1 protein-coding gene is annotated in these 18974 nt (G+C 75.5%); it reads left to right on the top strand.

Features of this window, described 5'->3' with window-relative positions; all coding sequences use genetic code 11:
* Window positions 1–25: 25 nt before the first annotated feature.
* Complete coding sequence (locus tag AW270_RS40905; RefSeq protein WP_245674512.1) at window positions 26–18967, top strand: type I polyketide synthase; 18942 nt, start codon at window positions 26–28, stop codon at window positions 18965–18967.
* The last annotated feature ends 7 nt before the right edge of the window (window positions 18968–18974 follow it).

The raw sequence follows: 18974 nt of genomic DNA on the forward strand, positions 1-18974 counted from the left end.
GAACGCCTGACGTGTGGAGCAGATGATGACTACGTCCGATCGCCAGGTCGTCGAGGCCCTGCGCTCCTCACTGAAGGAGACGGAAAGGCTCCGCCGGCAGAACCGGCGCCTCGTCGAGGCCGCCCGGGAACCGATCGCCATCGTCGCGATGGCCTGCCGGTTCCCCGGCGGGGTCCGCTCGCCCGAGGACCTGTGGCGGCTCGTCGCCGACGGCGCGGACGCCGTCACCGGCTTCCCGCAGGACCGGGGCTGGGACCTGGAGTCGCTGTTCGACCCCGACCCCGACGCGCCCGGCACGTCCTACGCCCGCGAGGGCGCCTTCCTCGACGGCGTGGCCGACTTCGACGCGGAGTTCTTCGGCGTCTCCCCCCGGGAGGCGCTGGCGATGGACCCGCAGCAGCGTCTCCTGCTGGAGACCTCGTGGGAGGCGTTCGAGCGGGCCGGGATCGACCCGGGCGCGCTGAAGGGCAGCCGCGCCGGGGTCTTCGTCGGCACCAACGGCCAGGACTACGTCAACCTCCTGCTCGACGGCGAGGAGAACGTCGAGGGCTACCTCGGCACCGGCAACGCGGCCAGCATCGTCTCCGGCCGCATCGCCTACACCTTCGGCCTGGAGGGCCCGGCGGTCACCGTCGACACGGCCTGCTCGGCGTCGCTGGTGGCGCTGCACATGGCGGTGCAGTCGCTGCGGGCGGGGGAGTGCTCCCTCGCGCTGGCGGCCGGGGTGACGATCATGTCGACGCCCGGGGCGTTCATCGACTTCTCCCGGCAGCGCGGCCTCGCGCCCGACGGCCGGTGCAAGGCGTTCGCGGCCGGGGCCGACGGCACCGGCTGGGGCGAAGGGGTCGGCGTGCTGCTCGTGGAGCGGCTGTCGGACGCGCTGGCGGGCGGCCACCCGGTGCTCGCGGTGGTCCGGGGTTCGGCCATCAACCAGGACGGCGCGTCCAACGGCCTCACCGCGCCCAACGGCCCCTCGCAGCAGCGGGTCATCAGGGCCGCCCTGGAGAACGCGGGCCTCACCCCCGCCGACGTCGACGCCGTCGAGGCGCACGGCACCGGCACCACCCTCGGCGACCCGATCGAGGCCCAGGCCCTGCTCGCCACCTACGGCCAGGACCGGGAGACGCCCCTGCGGCTGGGGTCGGTCAAGTCGAACATCGGCCACACCCAGGCCGCCGCCGGCGTCGCCGGAGTGATCAAGATGGTCATGGCGCTGCGCCACGGCCTGCTGCCCAAGACTCTGCACGTCGACGCGCCGTCCCCGCACGTCGACTGGACCGCCGGGGCCGTCGAGCCGCTGACCGAGGCGGTGCCGTGGCCGGCGGGGGAGCGCCCGCGCCGGGCCGGGATCTCGTCGTTCGGCTTCAGCGGGACCAACGCCCACACCGTCATCGAGGAGGCGCCGCCCGCCGAACCCGCCCAGCCCGGCGTCGCCGGGCCGGTGGTGCCGCTGGTCGTGTCGGCCGGATCGCCCGAGGCCCTCAGCGAGATCACGGCCGGACTGCGCGGCGTCCAGGCCCCGGTGGCCGACGTCGGCTACTCGCTGGTGACGACCCGGGCCGTGCTCGACCACCGCGCCGTGGTGATCGGCGACGCCGAGGTGGCCCGGGGCGTGACCGGGCCCGGCGACGGCCGCGTGGTGATGGTCTTCCCCGGCCAGGGGTCGCAGTGGGTCGGCATGGCGGCCGAACTCCTGGACACCTCCCCGGTGTTCGCGGCGCGGATGGCCGAGTGCGCCCAGGCGCTCGCCCCGCATGTGGAGTGGTCGCTGCTGGACGTGGTGCGGGACGGCGCGCTGGACCATGACGAGGTCGTGCAGCCCGCGCTGTGGGCGGTGATGGTGTCGCTGGCCGAGCTGTGGAAGTCCTACGGCGTGACGCCCGCCGCCGTCATCGGGCATTCGCAGGGGGAGATCGCCGCCGCCTGCGTCGCGGGGGCGCTGTCGCTGGAGGACGCCGCCACCGTGGTGGCCTTACGGGTCCGGGCGCTCCAGCCGATCATCGGGCGCGGCGCGATGATGACCGTCGCGCTGCCCGCCTCGGCGCTGGACCTGGACGAGCGGCTGTGCGTCGCCGTGGTCAACGGCCCGTCGTCGGTGGTGGTGGCGGGGGACATCGAGGCGATCGAGGAGCTGCGGGAGCGGCTGGATGTGCGGACCAAGGTCCTGCCGGTGCGGTACGCCTCCCATTCGCACCATGTGGAGGAGATCCGCGAGGACGTGCTGGCCCGGCTGGCCGGGATCGCGCCGCGCGCCTCCGAGGTGCCGTTCTTCTCGACGGTGACCGCCGAGTGGCTCGACACCTCGCACATGGACGGCGAGTACTGGTACCAGAACCTGCGGCGGACCGTCCGGCTCGACGAGTCGATCCGGGCCCTGGCCGACCAGGGCTACTCCACGTTCGTCGAGGTCAGCCCCCATCCCGGGCTCGTCGCCGGCATCCAGGACACGCTGGAGGACGTCACCGTCGTCGGCACGCTCCGCCGGGACGAGGGCGGGCTCGCCCGGTTCTACGCCTCCCTCGGCGAGGCGTGGGCGGCCGGGGTGCCGGTCGACTGGACGGCGGCCTTCCACGGCGGCGCGCGGGTCGACCTGCCGACCTACCCGTTCCAGCGCCGCCGCTACTGGCCGACCCCGGCCGAGCCCGTCGTGGCGGCCGAGGACACCGCCTTCTGGGACGCCGTCGAGACCGCCGACCTCGACGCGCTGGCCGCCATGGACGTCGACGTCACCGACGGCCTCGGCGACGCGCTCCCCGCGCTGTCGGAGTGGCGTCGCCGCCGCAGGCAGGCGGGCGTCACCGACGCGCTGCGCTACCACGTCACCTGGAAGCCGGTCGCGTTCACCGGCCGCCCCGCCGGGACCTTCCTGGTCGTCGGCGGCACCCCTGACCTGCTCGACGCGCTCGGGCGGCACGTCCGCCTCGTGACCGGCGACCTCGCCGACGCCCCGGCCGACCTCGCCGGGGTCGTCTCCTTCGCCGCGCTGGACGACTCCCGCGAGCCCGGCCACCCCTCGACGCCCACGGCGTTCGCCGCGAACCTGCGGCTCGTGCAGGACCTCGGGGCGGCCGGGATCGACGCCCCGCTGTGGTGCGTCACCCGGGGCGGCGCGCCGGAGCAGGCGCTCGTCTGGGCCTTCGGCCGGGTCGTCGCCCAGGAGCACCTCCAGCGCTGGGGCGGCGTCGTCGAGATCCCCGGGACCTTCGACGACCGGGCCGCCGGACGGCTCGCCTCCGTGCTCGCCCAGTCGGCCGAGCAGGAACTCGTCATCCGGGACACCGGGATCGCGGCCCGCCGCCTGACCCGGGCGCCCGCCGCGCGGCGCGACCTGCCGGTGGCGATGCCCTCCGGCACGGTGCTCATCACCGGCGGCACGGGCGCGCTCGGCGCGAAGGTGGCCCGCTGGTTCCACGAGCGCGGGGCCACCGACCTGCTGCTGGTCAGCCGTTCGGGGCCCGCCGCGCCGGGGGCCGCCGAACTGGCCGACGAGCTCGGCGCGACCGTCGTGGCCTGCGACGTCTCCGACCGCGACCAGCTCGCCGCGCTGCTGGCCGAGCATCCGGTGACCGGCGTCGTGCACACCGCCGCGATCCTCGACGACGCCGTCGTCGACGAGCTCACCCTCGACCAGGTCGACCGGGTGCTGCGGGTCAAGGCCGACTCCGCCGTCAACCTGCACGAACTCGCCGGCGACGTCGAGTTCTTCGTGCTCTTCTCCTCCTTCGCCGGGTCGTTCGGCGTCGCCGGGCAGGGCAACTACGCCCCCGGCAACGCCTTCCTCGACGCCCTCGCCCTGCACCGCCGCTCCCTCGGGCTCAAGGCCACCTCGATCGGCTGGGGCCACTGGGGCGGCGGCGGCATGGCCGACCACGGCGTGGTCGAGGAGCAGATGAAGCGCCGCGGGGCCAAGCCGCTCGACCCCGACGCGGCCCTCACGATCCTCGGCCAGGCCCTCGACGCCGACGAGACGTTCCTCGCAGTCGCCGACATCGACTGGGACGGCCTCACCCACATCTTCCGTTCGGCCCGGCCCATCCCCGCGCTCACCGACCTGCCCGAGATGCGGCGCATCCTCGCCGCCGCCCCCGAGGCTGCCGGGGAGGACGACGCCGTCTCCGTGCTGCGCGGGCTCCCGGCGGCCGAGGCCGGGCGGCGGCTGCTCGACCTGGTCCGCACCCACGTCGCCGGGGTGCTCGGGCACACCGGCCGGGACGCGGTGGCGGCCGACCGGGCGTTCAAGGAGCTCGGCTTCGACTCCCTCACCGCCGTCGAGCTGCGCAACCGGCTCGGCGCGGCCACCGGGCTGCGGCTGGCGTCCACGCTGGTCTTCGACTACCCGACCCCGGCGGCACTGGCCCGGCACCTGACCGACGAGCTGGTCGGCGGCGAGACCGTCCAGGAGAGCGCCCCGATCAGCGCCGCCGGCGGCGACCCCATCGCGATCGTCGGCATGAGCTGCCGGTTCCCCGGCGGCGTGTGGTCGCCCGAGGACCTGTGGCGGCTGCTCGCCGACGGCGGCGACGCCATCGGCCCCTTCCCGGACGACCGGGGCTGGGACCTCGCCGCCCTCGCCGGGACCTCGCACGCCCTCGAAGGCGGTTTCCTCGACGGGGCGGCCGAGTTCGACGCGGCGTTCTTCGGGATCTCGCCGCGTGAGGCGCTGGCGATGGACCCGCAGCAGCGTCTCCTGCTGGAGACGTCGTGGGAGGCGCTGGAGCGGGCCGGGATCGACCCGCTGTCGCTGAAGGGGTCGGCCACCGGCGTCTTCGCCGGGACCAACGGCCAGGACTACGTCAACCTGCTGCTCGACGGGCCCGAGGCCGACGGGGGCTACGTCGGCACCGGCAACACCGCGTCGGTCCTGTCGGGACGCGTCTCCTACAGCCTCGGGCTGGAGGGCCCGGCCGTCACGGTCGACACCGCCTGTTCGTCGTCGCTGGTGGCGCTGCACATGGCCGCGCAGGCGCTGCGCCAGGGCGAGTGCTCCCTGGCGCTGGCCGGCGGCGTGACCGTGATGGCCACGCCCGGCCTGTTCCTGGAGTTCTCCCGCCAGCGCGGGCTGGCCGCCGACGGGCGCTCGAAGGCGTTCGCGGCCCAGGCCGACGGCGCGGGGTTCTCCGACGGCATCGGCATGCTGGTGCTGGAGCGGCTCTCCGACGCCCGCGCCAACGGCCATGAGGTGCTCGCGATCGTCCGGGGTTCGGCCGTCAATCAGGACGGCGCGTCCAACGGCCTCACCGCGCCCAACGGGCCGTCGCAGCAGCGCGTCATCCGCCAGGCGCTCGCCTCCGCCGGACTGGCCGCCGGGCAGGTCGACGTCGTCGAGGCGCACGGCACCGGCACCGCCCTGGGCGACCCGATCGAGGCGCAGGCCCTCATCGCCGCCTACGGGCCCGGCCGCGACCGCCCGCTGTGGCTCGGCTCGGTCAAGTCGAACATCGGCCACACCCAGGCGGCGGCCGGCGTGGCCGGGGTGATCAAGATGGTGCTGGCCATGCGGCACGGCCTCATCCCGCCGACCCTCCACGTCGACGCCCCCACTCCCCACGTCGACTGGTCGGCCGCGCCCGTCGAACTGCTCACCGAGACGACCGCCTGGCCCGAGACGGGCGAGCCGCGCCGCGCGGGCGTCTCGTCGTTCGGCATCTCGGGCACCAACGCCCACACGATCATCGAGCAGGCCCCTCCCTCGGAGCCCGTCGCGGCCCCCGCTTTCGACGGCCCCATGGCGTGGACCGTCTCCGGTTCGACCGAGACCTCCCTGCGCGAGCAGGCCGCCCGGGTGGCCGCCGCGCTGGGCGAAGGTCAGCCGGTCGCCGCCGCCCGCGCGCTGGCCACCACCCGCGCCGCCCTCCCCGAGCGCGCCGTCGTCGTCGGGGCCACCGAGGAGGAGCTCCGCGCCGGGCTGGCCGCCGTCGCGACCGGCAGCGCCGCACCCTCCGTCCTCTCCGGTACGGCCACCGCCGGCCGCACGGCCTTCCTCTTCACCGGTCAGGGCGCCCAGCGGGCGGGGATGGGCCGCGAGCTGCACGCGGCGTTCCCGGCGTTCGCCGAGGCCTTCGACACGGTCTGCGCCCAGCTCGACACCGGTTCGGGCCTGGCCGCTGCCATTGCGTCCGGCGAGCGGCTGGACGAGACCGAGATCACCCAGCCCGCGCTGTTCGCCTTCGAGGTCGCCCTCTACCGGCTGGCGGAGTCGTGGGGCCTGCGGGCCGACTTCCTGGCCGGGCACTCCATCGGTGAGATCGCCGCCGCGCACGTCGCCGGGGTGCTGTCCCTGGAGGACGCGTGCACGCTGGTCAAGGCGCGGGGTGCGCTGATGCAGGCGCTTCCGGCTGGTGGGGCGATGGTCGCCATACAGGCCGCGTCGGGCGAAATTTCGGGAAATGTCGACATCGCTGCCGTCAACGGGCCGCAGGCGGTCGTCATCTCCGGGCCGGAGACCGATGTCGAGGCCGAGGCCGCGCGGTTCACCGAGATGGGGCGCAAGACCAAGCGTCTGGCGGTGTCCCATGCTTTCCACTCCTCGCTGATGGAGCCGATGCTGGCGGACTTCCGTCACGTCGTGGAGGGGCTGACGTTCCACCAGCCCCGAATTCCGATCGTCTCGGGTGAGCTCGCCGACGTCGCTTCGCCTGACTACTGGGTGCGCCATGTCCGTGACGCGGTCCGGTTCGCCGAAGGCATCGCCTGGCTGGAGGCCGAAGGGGTCACCCGGTTCGTCGAGATCGGTCCCGAGGCGGTGCTGACCGCGATGGGGCAGGAGTGCGTCGAGGGCGTCCACGAGTGGATCCCGCTGGTGCGCGACGGGCGGGAGGCCCGCGCGGCCGTCGAAGGGCTCGCCCGGCTGCACGTCTCCGGCGCGCCGGTCGACTGGGCCGCCGTCTATCCGGCGGGGCCCCGGGTCGAGCTGCCCACCTACGCTTTCGAGCGCCGCCGCTACTGGCCCGCTCCGACGGTGCGCGCGGGTGACGTCCACGGACTGGGCCTGGCCGCCGCCGAGCACCCGCTGCTGGGCGCGGCCGTCGCGCTCGCCGGGGGCGGGACCGTGTTCACCGGCCGCCTGTCGGCGCAGACGCAGCCCTGGCTGGCCGACCACGTCATCCACGGCCGGATCCTGCTGCCCGGCACCGCGTTCGTGGAGCTCGCGATCCGGGCGGGCGACCAGGCGGGGTTCGGGGTGCTCGACGAGCTCACCCTCGAAGCGCCGCTGATCCTGCCCGAGCGCGGCGGGGTGGCCGTCCAGGTGACCGTGACCGGTTCCGAGGTGGCGGTCTTCTCCCGGGGCGACGACACGGCCGAGTGGACCCGCCACGCGGTGGGTGTCCTGTCCGCCGGGGTGGCCGGGCCGCGGGCCGAGAGCAGGCCCGACGCCGATCCGGTCGACATCACCTCCCTGTACGAGGACGCCGCCGCCGTCGGGCTCGGCTACGGCCCGGCCTTCCAGGGGCTCACCGCCGCCTGGCGGGCGGGCGACGACGTCTGGGCCGAGGTCGCGCTGCCCGACGACGTCGACGTGAGGGGCTTCGGGCTGCATCCGGCGCTGCTCGACGCGACCCTGCACGCCATCGGCCTGGGCGGGTTCGTCCGCGACCCGTCCCGGGGGCACCTGCCGTTCTCCTGGAACGACGTCGCCCTGCACGCGACCGGGGCCCGCGCCCTGCGGGTGCGGATCTCCCCGGCGGGCGCCGACGCCGTCTCCCTCCACGTCACCGACCTCGACGGCGGACCGGTCGCGAGCGTCGGCGCGCTGATGCTCCGCCCGGTCACGGCCGAGCAGATCGGCGGCACGACGCTCGCGGGCAGCCTGTTCGGCGTCGACTGGGCCGAGGTGGCCGTCACCGAGGACACCGAGGCGTCCACCGCCCGCGTCGGCACCCCGCACGAGGCGCTCGCGCTCATCCACGACTGGCTGCCCCGCACGGGCACCCTCGCCCTGCTGACCGACGGCGCGGAGACCGATCCCGACCAGGCCGCGGCCTGGGGGCTGGTGCGCTCGGCGCTGGCCGAGAACCCGGGCCGGTTCGCCCTGGTCGACAGCCCGGTCGAGGTCCCGGTGCCGAAGGACGAGCCGCAGGTGGTCGTCCGGGACGGAAAGGTCCTCGCGCCCCGGCTGGTCCCGGTGGCCGCGCCGAGGGCGGACGTGGTCCTGCCCGAGGGCGTCATCGTGATCACCGGTGGTTCGGGCGCGCTGGCGGGCCTGGTCGCCCGGCATCTCGTCGACGTCCACGGGGCCGATGACCTGCTGCTGGTCTCCCGCAGCGGGCGGGGGCCCGACGGGCCCGGCGTGCGGACCGCCGCCTGCGACGTCACCGACAGGGACGCTCTCGCGGCGCTGCTCGCCGGGGAGAACGTCGCCGGGGTGATCCACGCGGCGGGGGTGCTCGACGACGGGCTCGTGTCCGCGCTCACCCCCGAACGGCTCGACGCCGTCCTGGCCGCCAAGGTCACCGCCGCCCGGCATCTCGACGAGCTGCTGCCCGGCGTGCCGCTGTTCGTGCTGTTCTCCTCGGTCGCCGGGGTGCTCGGCGCGGCCGGGCAGGGCAACTACGCCGCCGCCAACGCCGCCCTCGACGCGCTGGCCGCCCGCCGCCGCGACCAGGGCCGCCACGCGGTCTCGCTGGCCTGGGGCATGTGGGACCACGGCATGGTCGCCGCCCTGGACGAGGCCGGCCGGGCCCGCATCGCCCGCAACGGCGTCGCCCCGATGGCCGCCGGGCAAGCCCTGGCCCTGTTCGACGCCGCCCTGGTCAGCGACCGGGCGCTGCTGGTCCCGGCCCGGCTCGACGCGAAGCTGCTGCACGCCGCCGGGGGAGTGCCCGGCGCGCTGTTCTCCGGTCTGGTGCGCCCCGCGCGCCGCCAGGTCGTCGAGACGCCGTCGGCCGACGACCTGCTCGGGCTCGTCCGCGCCCAGGTCGCCCTCGTGCTCGGCCACCGCGACGGCGGCGAGATCCCGCCCGACCGGGCCTTCTCCGACCTCGGGTTCGACTCGCTGACCGCCGTCGAGCTGCGCAACCGGCTGGCGGCCGCCGCCGGGATCCGGCTCCCGGCCACCCTCGTCTTCGACTATCCGACGCCCGCCGCCCTGGCCGCCCACCTGGAGGAGAAGCTCTCCGGCACCCGGAAGCGGGTCGAGACGCGGGCGGTCGACGGCACCGACGAGCCGATCGCCATCGTCGGCATGAGCTGCCGCTACCCCGGCGGGGTCCGGTCGCCCGAGGACCTGTGGCGGATGGTCGCCGAGGGCCGCGACGGCATCACCGACTTCCCCGTCAATCGAGGCTGGGACGTGGACGCGCTCTACGACCCCGACCCCGGGGTGGCCGGGAGGACGTACACGAAGAAGGGCGGTTTCCTGCACGACGCCGCCGGGTTCGACGCGGCCTTCTTCGGCGTCTCCCCGCGCGAGGCGCTGGCCATGGACCCGCAGCAGCGGCTGCTGCTGGAGGCCTCGTGGGAGGCGTTCGAGCGGGCCGGGATCGACCCGGCGACCCTCAAGGGCTCCTCCACCGGCGTGTACGCCGGGATCATGTACCACGACTACGCCTCCCGGCTGCCCGCCCTCCCCGAAGGGGTGGAGGGGTATCTCGGCACCGGCAACTCGGGCAGCGTGGCGTCGGGGCGGATCGCGTACACCTTCGGGCTCGAAGGGCCCGCGGTCACCGTCGACACGGCGTGCTCGTCGTCGCTGGTGGCGCTGCACCTGGCCGTCCAGGCGATCAGGCGCGGCGAGTGCACGATGGCGCTGGCGGGCGGCGTGACCGTGATGGCCACCCCGTCCACGTTCGTGGACTTCTCGCGGCAGAAGGGCCTGGCGGCCGACGGACGGTGCAAGTCGTTCGCGGCCGGGGCCGACGGCACCGGCTGGTCCGAGGGCGTCGGCATGCTGCTCGTCGAGCGGCTGTCGGACGCGGTCAGGAACGGCCACGAGGTGCTCGCCGTCGTGCGCGGCTCGGCGGTCAACCAGGACGGCGCGTCCAACGGCCTCACCGCACCCAACGGGCCGTCGCAGCAGCGGGTGCTCCGGCAGGCCCTCGCCGGGGCCGGGCTGCGGCCCGACCAGGTCGACGCCGTCGAGGCCCACGGCACCGGCACCGTGCTCGGCGACCCCATCGAGGCGCAGGCCCTCATCGAGGTCTACGGCGGCGAACGCGCCCATCCGCTGCGGCTCGGCTCGGTCAAGTCGAACCTCGGCCACACCCAGGCCGCCGCCGGAGCCGCCGGGATCATCAAGATGGTCATGGCCATGCGCCACGGCGTCCTGCCCAGGACTTTGCACGTCGACGAGCCCTCACCCCACGTCGACTGGACGGCCGGGGCCGTCGAACTGCTCACCGAGTCGACCCCCTGGCCCGAGACGGGAGAGCCGCGCCGCGCGGCCGTCTCGTCGTTCGGCATCGGCGGCACCAACGCCCACACGATCATCGAGCAGGCCCCCGAGACCACCGCCGTCTCCGCACCCGGCACCCCCCTGCTCCTCTCGGCCAAGACCCCCGAGGCGCTCCGCGCCCAGGCCGCCCGGCTCGGCGGCGTGCTCGACGGGGAGGCCGACCTGGCCGACGTCGCGCACACCCTCACCACCCGCCCGCTGCTCGCCGAACGCGCCGTCGTCACCGCCCTCGACCCGGCCGAGGCCCGCGCCGCCCTCGCCGCCCTGGCTCAGGGCGAGGAGCACGTCGACCTCGTCACCGGCACGGCGGGCCACCCGAAGGTCGCCTTCCTCTTCACCGGCCAGGGTTCTCAGCGCGCCGGGATGGGCCGCGAGCTCTACGACGCCTTCCCCGTCTTCGCGGAGGCTTTCGACCAGGTCCGCGCCCGCCTCACGGCAGCGGCCGCGACATCGGACGGGGCCGGGTTCCGGAGATCGGGTCAGACCGGTGGGGCCACCACGGGTCACGGCACCGTCGACTCGCCGGACACCGACTCGACTGGCGCGGGTCACGGCCTTGGTGGAGCGGCGGACGCGGGTTCGATCGGCGCGGGTGGCCCCGTCGATGTGCTGGACGCCGTGTCGACCGCTGCGGGGCTCGGTGAGACGGGGGTCGCGCAGCCGGCGATCTTCGCGTTCGAGGTGGCGCTGTTCCGGCTGCTGGAGTCGTTCGGGGTCCGGCCGGACCACCTGGCCGGGCACTCCGTCGGTGAGATCGCCGCCGCTCATGTGGCGGGGGTTCTCTCCCTGGAAGACGCCTGCGCGCTGGTGAACGCGCGGGCCTCGTTGATGCAGGCGCTTCCGGCCGGTGGGGCGATGGCCGCCGTCGAGGCCGCGTCTCACGAAATCTCGCCTGACGTGGACATCGCCGCCATCAACGGGCCGCAGGCAGTGGTCATCGCGGGGGCGGAGGCCGCCGTGGCGGCCGAGGCCGCGCGCCTCGCCGCGCTGGGGCGCAGGACCAAGCGGCTCGTCGCGAGTCACGCCTTCCACTCGCGGCTGATGGACCCGATGCTCGACGACTTCCGGCAGGTCGTCGAAGGGCTCACGTTCCACGAGCCGGAGATCCCGATCGTCTCCGGGCCCGGCCTCGCCGGCGTGACCGACCCCGGCTACTGGGTGCGGCACGTCCGCGGCACCGTGCGCTTCGCCGAGACCGCCGACTGGCTGCGGGACGCGGGGGTGACCACGTTCGTCGAGGTCGGGCCCGACGCGGTGCTGGCCGCGCTGGTGCCCGGAGGGGTGCCCACCGCGCGGAGGGGACGGCCCGAGCGGGACGTCCTGGTCGGTGCGCTGGCCCGGCTGCACACCGCCGGCGTCCCGGTCGCCTGGCCCTCGGCCGGACGCCGCGTCGCGCTCCCGCCCTACCCGTTCGAGCACGAGTCCTACTGGCTGGAGGCCCCGGCGGGCGGCGGCGACGTCACCGCCGCCGGGCTCGGCGCGCCCGGCCACCCGCTGCTCGGCGCGTCGGTGGCCGTCGCCGACGGCGGCCTGATCCTCACCGGGCGTCTGTCGACGCGCCTGCACCCGTGGCTGGCCGACCACACGGTCGGCGGGGAGGTCGTGGTGCCCGGCGCGGCCCTCGCCGAACTGGCGCTGCACGCCGCCGCCCACGTCGGCTGCGCGCTCGTCGAGGAGCTGACCCTGGAGACGCCGCTGTACCTGCGGGGCGCGGCGCAGGTGCAGGTCGCGGTCTCCGAGCGCAACACGGTGACCGTGCACTCCCGGACCTCCGACGACGACCCGTGGACGCGCCACGCCACCGGCCTGCTGGCCGCCGAGGCCCCCCACGGCACCCCGATCGGCGTCTGGCCGCCCGAGGGGGCCGAGCCGATCGACGTCGACGACCTCTACGCGCGGATGTCGCGCGGCGGCCTCGACTACGGCCCGGCCTTCCGGGGCGTCACCGCCGCCTGGTCGCGCGACGGCGACGTCTACACCGAGGTCGCCCTCCCGGCGGGTGACGGCTACGCGCTCCACCCGGCCCTGTTCGACGCCGCCCTGCACGGCGTCGCCCTCTTCGACGACCTCGCCGGCCTGCCGTTCTCCTGGTCGAACGTGTCGATCCACACGGCGGGCGCGCGTTCTCTGCGGGTACGTCTCACCCGCGCCGAGGGCGACACGATCGGCCTGACCCTGTGGGACCAGGACGGCCGCCCGGTCGCGACCGTGGGGTCGCTCACGCTGCGCGCGCTCACCCACCGCCCGGTCGACTCCCTCTACAAGCTGACCTGGACGCCGGTCACCGGCGAGACCGCCGACGCCGACCACGTGACGGTGGGGTCCGCCCGGGAGGCGCTGGCGGTCGTACAGGAACGACTGGCGCTCGGCACCACGGCCGCGCTCGCGGTGCACAGCGCCGACGCCGCCGTCTGGGGGCTGGTGCGGTCGGCCGAGACCGAGAACCCGGGGCGGTTCGTCCTGGTCGACGGCGACGGGCCGATCCCGGCCGGGGAGCCGCAGATCTCCTTCCGCGACGGCGTCGCGCACGCGCCCCGGCTGGTCCGGGCCTCCGTCCCGGCAGGGGAGTTCACCGTGGGCGACGGGCCGGTGCTCGTCACCGGCGGGACCGGCGCGCTCGGCCGGATCGTCGCCCGGCACCTGGCCGAGCGGTACGGCGTCCGGGAGCTGATCCTCCTCTCCCGGTCGGGCGGCGCCGTGGACCTCGGGGTCGACGCCGACGTCACGGTCGTCGCCTGCGACGTCGCCGACCGCGACGCGCTGACCGCCGCCCTGGCCATGGTCCTGGCGGGCAGGCGGCTCGCCGGGGTCGTCCACGCGGCCGGGATCCTCGACGACGGAGTGGTCGAGCAGCTCGACGGCGAGCGGCTGGCGCGGGTCATGCGCCCCAAGGCCGACGCCGCGCGCCATCTCGCCGACCTCGCCGGCGACGGGTTCCTGGTGCTGTTCTCCTCGATCGCCGGGGTGCTCGGCGCGGCCGGGCAGGGCAACTACGCCGCCGCCAACGCCGCCCTCGACGCCCTCGCCGAAGAGCGCCGCGCGGCCGGACGGCACGCCGTCTCCCTGGCCTGGGGGCTGTGGGAGTCCGGCATGGCCGGCACGCTGACCGCCGACGACCGCGAGCGCATCGCCCGCGCCGGCATCGCGCCGCTCACCGACGACGAGGCGCTCGCCCTGTTCGACGCCGGGATCGCCTCCGGCGAGGCGGTGCTCGTCCCGGCCAGGCTCGACCCGGCCGCGCTGGCCGCCGGGGGAGGGGTGGCCGGGGCGCTGCTCCGGAGCCTGGTCCGGCCGCGCCGCGCGACCGGGAACGCGCTCGTCAGGCTGCCCGCCGACGAGGCCGAGGCGGAGAAGGAACTGCTCGCCCTGGTCCGGGCCCAGGTCGCGCTGGTGCTCGGGCACCGGGACGCGGCCGTCGTCCGGGTCGACCAGGCGTTCGGGGAGCTCGGGTTCGACTCGCTGACCGCCGTCGAACTGCGGAACCGGCTCAATGCGGCGACCGGGCTGCGCCTCCCCGCCACGCTCGTCTTCGACTATCCGACGGCCGAGCTGCTGGCGGCGTACCTGAAGAAGCAGTTGCTCGGCGAATCACGGCCGCGCGCCCGCGCGAAGGTCGACGCGGCGGCCGACGAGCCGATCGCGATCGTCGGCATGGCCTGCCGCTACCCCGGCGGGGTCGCCTCCCCCGAGGACCTGTGGCGGCTGGTCGGCGAGGGCCGCGACGGCATCACCGAGTTCCCCGCCAACCGGGGCTGGGACGTCGACGGCCTGTACGACCCCGACCCCGGCAAGGCCGGCAAGAGCTACACCCGCCACGGCGGCTTCCTGCACGACGCGGCCGACTTCGACGCGGCGTTCTTCGGCATCTCACCCCGCGAGGCGCTGGCCATGGACCCGCAGCAGCGACTGCTGCTGGAGACCTCCTGGGAGGCGTTCGAGCGGGCCGGGATCGACCCGCGCGCGGTGCGCGGCTCCCGGACCGGCGTGTTCACCGGCGTGATGTACCACGACTACGCCTCCCGGCTGTCGGCGCTGCCCGACGGCAGCGAGGGCTACCTCGGCACCGGCAACGCGGCCAGCGTCGTCTCCGGCCGCCTCTCCTACGTCTTCGGGCTGGAGGGCCCGGCCGTCACCGTCGACACCGCGTGCTCGTCGTCGCTGGTCGCCCTGCACTGGGCCGCCCAGGCGCTGCGCAGCGGCGAGTGCACGATGGCCCTGGCGGGAGGCGTGACCGTGATGGCCACCCCGACCGCGTTTCTCGACTTCAGCCGCCAGCGCGGGCTCTCGGCCGACGGCCGCTGCCGCTCCTTCGCGGCCGGGGCCGACGGGACGGGCTGGTCGGAGGGCGCCGGAATGCTGCTCGTCGAACGGCTCTCCGACGCCGTCAGGAACGGCCACCCGGTGCTCGCGGTGCTGCGCGGCTCGGCGGTCAACCAGGACGGCGCGTCCAACGGCCTCACCGCGCCCAACGGCCCCTCGCAGCAACGGGTGATCCTGGCCGCGCTGGAGAACGCCGGGCTGACCCCCGCCGACGTCGACGCCGTCGAGGCCCACGGCACCGGCACGACGCTCGGCGACCCCATCGAGGCCCAGGCCGTCATCGCCACCTACGGCCAGACCCGCGAACACCCCCTCCACCTCGGCTCGCTCAAGTCGAACATCGGCCACACCCAGGCGGCGGCGGGCGTCGGCGGCGTGATCAAGATGGTCATGGCCATGAAGCACGGCGTCCTGCCCGCGACCCTGCACGTGGACGAGCCCTCCCCGCACGTCGACTGGTCGGCCGGCCGGGTCGAGCTGCTGACCGAGGCGGTCGGCTGGCCGGAGACCGGGCGTCCCCGCCGGGCGGCCGTGTCGTCGTTCGGCTTCAGCGGCACCAACGCCCACGCCGTCATCGAGGAGCCCCCCGCGCCCGCCTCCGTGGCGGAGGCGGCGTCCCCCGACGTGCCGTGGCTGCTGTCCGCCCGCTCGCCCGAGGCGCTCCGCGCCCAGGCCGCCCGCCTGCGCGACCACCTGCCCGCCGACGCGTCCCCGGCCGGGATCGCCCACGCCCTGCTGACCACCCGCGCCCACCACGAACACCGCGCCGCCGTCCCGGCCGGCCGCGCCGACCTGCTCGACGTCCTCGCCACGGGCGGCGAAGCGCCGGGCCTGGTCCGGGGGCGGGTGCGTCCCGACACGCGACTGGCCTTCCTGTTCACGGGCCAGGGGTCGCAGCGGCCGGGCATGGGCCGAGGTCTGTACGAGGCCTTCCCGGTGTTCGCGGAAGCATTCGACCTGGTCAGCGATCGCCTCGCGGTGATCGCGGCGGGATCCGGGAAAGCCGGGTCCTCTGACGCGGGCGGGTCCGGGCAAGCCGGGTTCGCCGACTCGGGTTACCGCCACATCGACGTGGTGGAGGCCGTTCTGACCGGGGCGGGCCTCGACGAGACCGGGGTGGCGCAGCCCGCGATCTTCGCGTTCGAGGTGGCGCTGTTCCGACTCCTGGAGTCGTTCGGGGTGCGGCCTGATGTGGTGGCGGGTCACTCCATCGGGGAGATCGCCGCTGCGCACTGCGCGGGCATTCTGTCCCTGGACGACGCCTGCACCTTGGTGAAGGCGCGGGCTTCGTTGATGCAGGCGCTTCCGGCCGGTGGGGCGATGGTCGCCATACAGGCCGCGCCGGGCGAAATTTCGAGAAATGTCGACATCGCCGCCGTCAACGGCCCTCGGTCCGTGGTCATCTCGGGACCTGAGGACGCCGTGCTCGCCGAGGCCGCGCGGTTCGCCACCACCAAGCGCCTCAAGGTCTCGCACGCCTTCCACTCCCGCCTGATGGAGCCCATGCTCGACGCGTTCCGCCAGGTCTGCGAGGGGCTCACCTACAACGAGCCGGTCGTCCCGATCGAGGGCGGCCGGGACGCCGGTTACTGGGTCGACCACGTCAGGGACACCGTGCGGTTCCACGACACCGTCACCCGGCTCGCCGGGCACGCGTTCGTCGAGGTCGGGCCGGACGCCGTGCTGACCGCCATGGCGGCCGACTGCCTCGACGAGCCGGGGCTGCTGGTGCCCACCGCGCGCCGCGACGGCGACGAGGCCGAGGTCTTCCGGACCGCCCTGGCCACCCTGCACGTCCACGGTGTGGCCGTCTCCTGGCCCGCCGGCCCGTCGGCCCGCGTCGACCTGCCGACCTACGCCTTCCAGCGGACCGCCTTCTGGCCCGCCGGGGGAGGGGAGGCAACCGCCCCCGGGTCCCACCCGCTGCTCGGCACGCCGATCGACCTCGCGGGCGGCGGCACCGTGACCGGCGGACGCCTGTCGCTCGCCGCCCACCCGTGGCTGGCCGACCACCTCGTCATGGGGCAGGCCGTGGTCCCGGGCGCGGCGCTGGTCGAGATGCTGCTCGACGACCTCGTGGAGGAGCTGACCATGGAGGCGCCATTGGTGGTGCCTCAGGCGGGAGCCGTACAGATCCAGATCACGAAGGAGGCGCCCGACGGCGACGGGCGGTGCGCGGTCGCGATCCACTCCCGCGACGGCGGCGACTGGACCCGGCACGCCACCGGCGTCGTCGCCCCGGCGGCCGACGGCATCGGCGCCGACCTGACCTCCTGGCCGCCGCCCGGCGCGGAACGGGTCCCGATCGAGGGCGTGTACGACGGTCTCGCCGCCGCCGGGCTGGAATACGGCCCGGTCTTCCAGGGACTCCAGGCCGTCTGGCGGCGCGAGGACGAGCTGTTCGCCGAGGTCGCCCTCGACGGCGAGGCGGGCGGCTTCGGCCTCCACCCGGCCCTGCTCGACGCCGCCCTGCACACGATCGCCGTCACCGGCGGCCCGGCCCGCCTGCCGTTCTCCTGGACCGACGTCTCCCTGCACACCCGGGGCGTCACGGCGGCCAGGGTCCGCCTGGCGCGGACCGCCGACGACACCTACGCCATCGACCTGGCCGACGACACCGGACGGCCCGTCGTCTCCGTCGGCGCGCTGGCCCTGCGCCCGATCGCCGCCCCCGACGCCCTGTTCCAGGTCGACTGGGTTCCGGCCGGGCCCGCGCCCGCGCTGACGGCCGAGACGGTCCGCCCGGCCGACGCGCACGAGGCGCTCGCCGAGGTGCGGCGCTGGACGCTCACCGAGAACGACGGGCCGCTCGTGGTCGCCACCGAGGGCGCGTTCGCCGGGAACCTGGAGGCCGCCGCCGTCTGGGGGCTCGTCCGGGCCGCCGAGTCGGAGCACCCGGGCCGGTTCGTGCTGGTCGACGGCGACGGGCCGATCCCGGCCGGGGAGCCGCAGGTGGTCTTCCGCGACGGCGCGGCGTTCGTGCCCCGGCTCGCCCGCGCGACCGCCGCCCCCGGCCAGGTCTCCGGCCGGGTCCTCATCACCGGCGGCACGGGCGCGCTCGGCGCGGACCTGGCCCGCCACCTCGTCCGCAACCATGGTGTACGCGACCTCGTCCTGGTCTCCCGGACCGGCCACGCCCCCCACCTCCACAGCGAGCTGACCGCGCTGGGCGCGGCGGTGACGATCGCGGCCTGCGACGTCGCCGACCGGGCCGCGCTGGCCGACCTGCTGGCCCGCCACCCCGTCGACGGGGTGATCCACACGGCCGGGGTCCTCGACGACGCCGTGATCGCCAACCTGACCGGCGAGCAGCTCGACCGGGTGCTGCGGCCCAAGCTCGAAGGGGCCCGCAACCTGCACGAACTCGCCGGGGACGTGCGCCTGTTCGTGCTGTTCTCCTCGCTCGCGGGCGTCATGGGCGCGGTCGGCCAGGCCAACTACGCCGCCGCCAACGCCGCCCTCGACGCGCTCGCCGAGCACCGGCGCGCGCAGGGGCTCCCGGCCCTCTCGCTGGCCTGGGGCCTGTGGCGGCAGGAGGCGGGCGGCATGACCGGCCACCTCGACGACGCCGCGCTCGCCCGCATGGCCCGCGCCGGGGTCGCCCCGCTGACGACCGAGGAGGGCCTGGCCCTGTTCGACGCCGCCCTCGGCTCCGACCGGGCGCTGCTCGTCCCGGCCCGCATCGCGGCCGGGGCGGCCGACGAGGCCCCGCCGATCCTGCGCGGCCTGGCCCGGCCGGTCAGGAAGCGGGCGACCACCGCCGGGTTCCGCGACCGCGTGGCCGGGCTGCCCGACGCCGAACGCGACCGGCTGGTGCTCGACCTGGTCCGCACCCACGTGGCCGGGGTGCTCGGGCACGCCGCGGCCGCCGCCGTGGAGCCGGGCCGCCCGTTCATGGAGCTCGGCTTCGACTCGCTCACCGCGGTCGAGCTGCGCAACCGGCTCGGCGCGGCCACCGGGCTGCGGCTGCCCGCGACGGTCATGTTCGACTATCCGTCGCCGCTCGGCCTGGCCGGGCACCTGTCGGCCCAGCTGACCGGCGACGGCTCCGGCGGCACCCCCGCGCTGGCCGACCTCGACCGCCTGGAGCTGCACCTGGCGGCCATGTCCGCGGGCGAGATCGCCCAGGCCGGGATCACCGCGCACCTCCAGGCGCTGCTCGCCCGTCTCGCTCCCCCGGAGGAGCCGGCGGAGGAGCGGCTCATCGGCGACACCGACGATGATCTCTTCGATTTCATCGACAAGGAATTCAGCTAGTCACCCC

Source organism: Herbidospora cretacea (assembly GCF_001570605.1).
In the GTDB taxonomy this organism is placed as follows: Bacteria; Actinomycetota; Actinomycetes; order Streptosporangiales; family Streptosporangiaceae; genus Herbidospora; species Herbidospora cretacea.

Bases quoted from the DNA above. Each gene is read 5' to 3' on its own strand.
- AW270_RS40905 (WP_245674512.1), top strand. From the start codon at position 26: ATGACTACGTCCGATCGCCAGGTCGTCGAGGCCCTGCGCTCCTCACTG.